This window comes from Aerococcus sp. L_32, assembly GCF_050689315.1.
Map to the genome: position 1 here is coordinate 1 of NZ_JBOEQF010000161.1, position 4835 is coordinate 4835.

Annotated in this window: 5 protein-coding genes and 1 pseudogene; 4 read left to right on the forward strand and 2 right to left on the reverse strand. The window is 39.5% G+C overall.

Annotated elements, in window-relative coordinates:
• The coding region (locus ACRCJ0_RS09465) for a LysR family transcriptional regulator (protein ID WP_431390286.1) at nucleotides 1-409 on the reverse strand (409 nt) is incomplete at its 3' end.
• A 131-nt stretch (nucleotides 410-540) separates the two neighbouring features.
• On the opposite strand from ACRCJ0_RS09465, the gene ACRCJ0_RS09470 reads away from it, so the two are divergent.
• A complete protein-coding gene (locus tag ACRCJ0_RS09470; RefSeq protein ID WP_418151289.1) occupies nucleotides 541-1113 on the forward strand; it encodes a sugar O-acetyltransferase in 573 nt (190 codons plus the stop codon).
• Between the two features lie 651 nt (nucleotides 1114-1764).
• Here ACRCJ0_RS09470 and ACRCJ0_RS09475 read toward each other — a convergent pair.
• Nucleotides 1765-2517 (reverse strand): SDR family NAD(P)-dependent oxidoreductase, encoded by a 753-nt coding sequence (locus ACRCJ0_RS09475; RefSeq protein ID WP_026466584.1) that lies wholly within the window; start codon nucleotides 2515-2517, stop codon nucleotides 1765-1767.
• 186 nt (nucleotides 2518-2703) lie between these two features.
• Here ACRCJ0_RS09475 and yaaA point away from each other — a divergent pair, with 186 nt between their 5' ends.
• The 3 genes and pseudogenes from yaaA to ACRCJ0_RS09490 all read left to right on the forward strand — a co-directional run.
• Nucleotides 2704-3435: a peroxide stress protein YaaA gene (gene yaaA / locus ACRCJ0_RS09480; RefSeq protein ID WP_279099512.1), complete on the forward strand. Its 732-nt coding sequence runs from the start codon at nucleotides 2704-2706 to the stop codon at nucleotides 3433-3435.
• A gap of 75 nt (nucleotides 3436-3510) precedes the next feature.
• Nucleotides 3511-4155: a DUF6241 domain-containing protein gene (locus ACRCJ0_RS09485; protein ID WP_431387409.1), complete on the forward strand. Its 645-nt coding sequence runs from the start codon at nucleotides 3511-3513 to the stop codon at nucleotides 4153-4155.
• Between the two features lie 152 nt (nucleotides 4156-4307).
• A pseudogene (locus ACRCJ0_RS09490) lies at nucleotides 4308-4835 on the forward strand (NADH-dependent oxidoreductase); the annotation flags it as partial.

A 4835-nucleotide genomic window follows, 5' to 3' on the forward strand; every position in this document is an offset into this window, starting at 1 on the left:
CAAGTCGCTCCTTTACATCCTCCGCAATCCCACTATACAAATGAAATTGTATATCAGGATAATTTGTTTGTACATCTTTCACTACTTGAGCAATCAGACGCATACTTGCTGACTCACCGCCACCAATATAGACACTACCAGCGATGACACCATCCGGCTTGCGTATTTCAGATTCCGTACGGTCAAGCAAATCAATGATTTCGGATGCTCGTTTTTGTAAAAGCTGTCCGTCTGCAGTAAGAGATACTTTTCGGCTTCCACGAATTAACAATTGTTTACCTAAATCTTCTTCCAACTCTTTCATTTGTTTAGATAAAGTTGGCTGGGTGACATGCAAGGCTTCAGCTGCCGCAGTAAAATTCTCAGCTTTAGCAATAGCTATAAAATATCGTAAAGTACGCACATCCATCTGAATCCTCCTAAAGTATTACTATAACTTTTTGTTATAACAGTCCATAAACTATAACCATTTGTTATTTAAAAGTTTAGCTTTTATACTAGAAATAAGCAATGAAGAAGTATATAAAGGAGCGAACCGACATGGATTTAGAAACATATTTAGAAGAAGTGAAAAAGGGCAACCGTATTGAATCTGATTCTCCAGCCCACCAAATTATGCATCAGATGAGTCAGGAAGCTTTAAAGATTACAATGCAAATCAATAATCAATATCATGAGCCAGCAAAACTACGCCAACTCATGTCAGACTTAACTGGTCAAAAAATCGATGATAGTTTTACACTGTTTCCACCGTTTTATACAGACTTTGGTAAAAATATTCATATTGGTGAAAATGTCTTTATCAATGCCGGATGCAAGTTCCAAGACCAAGGAGGTATTGAAATCGGGGACGGTGCTTTAATCGGCCATAATGTAGTCATGGCCACCTTAAATCATGCAGAAGACCCGAGTGACCGTGGTTCAATGATTCCTGGAAAAATTACCCTTGGTAAAAATGTGTGGATTGGGTCTAATGCCACTATTTTAGCTGGTACAACAATCGGAGAAGGTGCGATTATTGCAGCCGGTGCGGTTGTAACAAAAGATGTCCCAGCCAACACGGTTGTAGGTGGCGTTCCTGCAAAAGTGATTAAAAAGATTGAAATTGAATAAAATAATAGACCAACAAAACGATGAAACCTCGTCGATTTGTTGGTCTTTATTGAGTAGGTACAAAAACAACTTACACCCTTTAGTCGAGCTCCTTCTAACGCATAGGCATCCCTATGTCACTGTGTTCCGAGGGCTGCTCTAAAAATGTCAGACTCGTACCACTTCAGGATTAGGCTACGTGATTTTTAATCACTCTGTCTAATCCTTCCAGTTTATGAGCGAGTTAGTGCTTTAGCATATACTCGCTTCAATGCGTCAGAAGTTACGAGTCTAAACGACATTTGACACATCCTCTTTAGTCAGGTTCGAGTCTCCAGAAAGGACTGCGTGTCAGCTTAGTTTGCGCCACACTCTGTGTGTCACGGCACTAAACTTCCAACGTTTCCTTTCTGAGTGTCGACTCTCACACTCTTTTTAGTCGGGTGCGCTCGACCAGCTCAAGTCCGTTTCAGATTATGAGCGAGTTGGTGCTTCAGCACTTACTCGCTTACATGCGTATAATTCGTTTAATTAATAATGGTTCTTGTACACTACAATTGAATTAGAGCATTCAGAAGCTACTCTATTTCAGCCTAGTTTGCATCACACTTTGTGTGATACGGCACTATTCTTTCATCGTTATTGAACTTAGCGGTCTCGCTTACACCCTTTTTAATCTACTGGGTATCCGCCTAATGTCCAACCGCCGTCTTGGATTAGATTAATGCCTTGGATATAGTCAGAGTCATCTGAGGCAAGGAAGAGGGCTGTTTTCGCGATTTCATCTGGTTGACCTGGTCGACCTAGTGGTGATTTTTCTAGTCGTTTGTCCGTTACTGTTTCAGTCATTGGGGTATCAATAAAGCCAGGTGATAGGGTATTAACCTTAATGCCTTTAGGGCCTAGTTCATGCGCTAATTGGCGTGTCATCCCGACTAAACCATATTTACTAGACATATAAGGTGTACCACCTACACCGACCATACCGGTAGCTTGAGAAGCAATATTGATGATCACACCTGAACCACGTTCAATCATTTGTGGTACGACAGCTTTTGTAGCTAACCAGGGTGCTTTTAAATTCAAGCGGATGACATCATCGAATAGCGCTTCATCCGTGTCTTGAATTGGATCGTAATTATCCAAAATACCCGCACCATTATAAAGGATATCGATTTTACCATAGTGATCTAAAGTTGTTTGAACAGCATCCTTAATGGATTGGCCTTCATTTAAGTCGGCTTTCACAAAAAGACCTATTGGACCAAGTTCAGCAATTGTATGTAAAATCTTATTTGCCTTATCTTCGTTACGACCAACGATAGCTACTTGTGCGCCTTCCTTAGCGTACAAAATAGCAGTTGCCTCGCCAATACCTGAAGTTCCACCAAAAATTAATGCTACTTTACCATCTAATTTTCCCATGAAAAACATCCTTCCTTATTATAAATGCTTATTACTTCTAGCATAGGGGATTCGGATAAGGCTTGCAAACAAAACACATGGCTATGACTTGACCATATTCCCAAGAATAAGCTAGCTTAATATGGCGAAGTCTAGCGTAATCAGCTAAACTGGTGACATAGATTTAACAGTAAGGACGCGTGAACCATGAAAATTATTTTTTCCCCAGCCAAAGAAATGAAGCTAGATCAAGTATCAGTAGATCAACCCATGTATACAGACACCACCAAAGCCATTATCCAAACCTTACAAACGCTGTCAGATGAACAATTAAAGAAGCTTTACAAAATTTCAGACCAACAAGTGTCACAAGTTAAAGATTATATACGACATTTAAATGAGGGTGATGCATACCCAGCCTTATCACTATACAACGGACTAGCCTTTCGCCAAATTGATGTAAATACAGGTGATCCCGCGATTGCGGAATATTTAGACCAACACTTGCGTATCCTATCTGCCTTGTATGGACCTTTAAAAGCTTTCGAACCTATCCGACCTTATAGACTTGATTTCAACACTTCGCTAAAAATTGGTGGCCAAAACCTGCGTCAAATATGGGGTAGTGAGTTTAATCATTTTTTTGAAAAAGAGGAGATTATTTTAAATCTGGCTAGCCAAGAGTTTTCAGCTATGCTGGAGAAAGAACGCTACACTTGGATTGATTTTGAATTCTATGAATGTGATGCGACAAAAGCGAGTGGTGTAAAAAAACATGCTACTATTTCAAAAAAAGGACGAGGGCGTATGCTGCAATTCTTAGCGGAAAATCAAATTAGAGATATAGTAGCTATTAAAGAATTTTGCTCAGACGGTTATCAATTCGACTCAGAACGCTCAAATGATAGAAAAATCGTCTTTATAAAATTAAAAAACTAAATGTTAGGTTGTTCTGTGATAAAATGATGAAAAACATTAAGAAAAATTGAAAGATCTAATTGGGAGGATATTTCATTGAAGAAGGTATTGAGCGTATTATTAATATTCTTGTCATTTATATTGGCGGGAGCTATCGTTGCAGTGGTATATTTTAGCGTCAGTGATTCAGAAACCGCGAGTTCATCTGCATCAACCAGTTCAGTAGCATCATCAAGTTCGCAATCATCAGCTTCTAGTTCGGCGGAGAGTAGCTCATCTGAATCACAAGAGAGGGAGTCTTCTGGATCAGATGATAGTGTGGAGTCAGAGATTCAACAGGCACTGGCTTCAGAAGCAGAAACAAAGGTTTTATTAGGTAGAGAATTATATGATAGTTGGATCTATCTGGACATCACGGAAGAAACTACTTTCTTAATGGCTATTCACTATATGACCCATCAAAAAGTTTTGGCTGATTCAAAGCAAGGGGCTTTAGAAATTACCCCAGAAAGAATTGCTATTATGCTTGAACAAGCTGAGGCATTTAGCGATTCTGCCCATTATCCATTCTACATTGAAATCTTGAATGCTTGGGATGCAGGTGACTTTTCTAATGCTGTTTACGCCCATAATTATGTGTGGAATGCACAAGATGGGACTATCGGAGAAGCGTATGGCTTATTTGATGAAAGTCAGGAAGCTGAGTTTGTTCAAGCAAACTTTAGAGATGTAGGGTATTAATTATGCTGAAAGCCTATGTTGACAGAAATGTGGCATAGGCTTTTATTATACAATCAGTTAGCTTACTCAAGTCGATTTATTTTACATATTCTACAAATTCTTTATGATTTAAAGCAGAAGATGACTTTAAACAGCTAAAAGGAGCTATAAGTATGACGAATAAACTAACTGATAAAGTAACACTACGCCACGGAGCCACATTAAATAACCGAATTGCCATGTCACCCATGCAATCCCAATCCGGTAAACGCAACGGATTTGTGAGCGACGATACCTTGAAATACTACGGTGCCCGGTCACAAATAGGAGGCTTAATCGTCACTGAATTTCATTATGTGAGTGAAAATGGTGGGCCAGCTTACCATCCAGGGTATCCTGAACAATTAGCCGCTTATTCTGATGCGCACCTGGACGGTTTAACTAAATTAGCCACTACTATGAAAAAAGATGGTAACAAAGCTATTTTACAAATTCATCATGCTGGTCGAGCGGCTGTTGGACAAGCACTTTCAGGTCAAGATGTCGTTGCACCTTCAGCTATCGACTTTGATTTCTTGTCCTACCCAATTCGCGCATTAACCGAACAAGAAATTGAAGATATTATCCAAGACTTTGGCCGTGCTACGTCACGAGCGATTAAAGCAGGTTTTGATGGTGTGGAAATACATGGTGCTAATCAT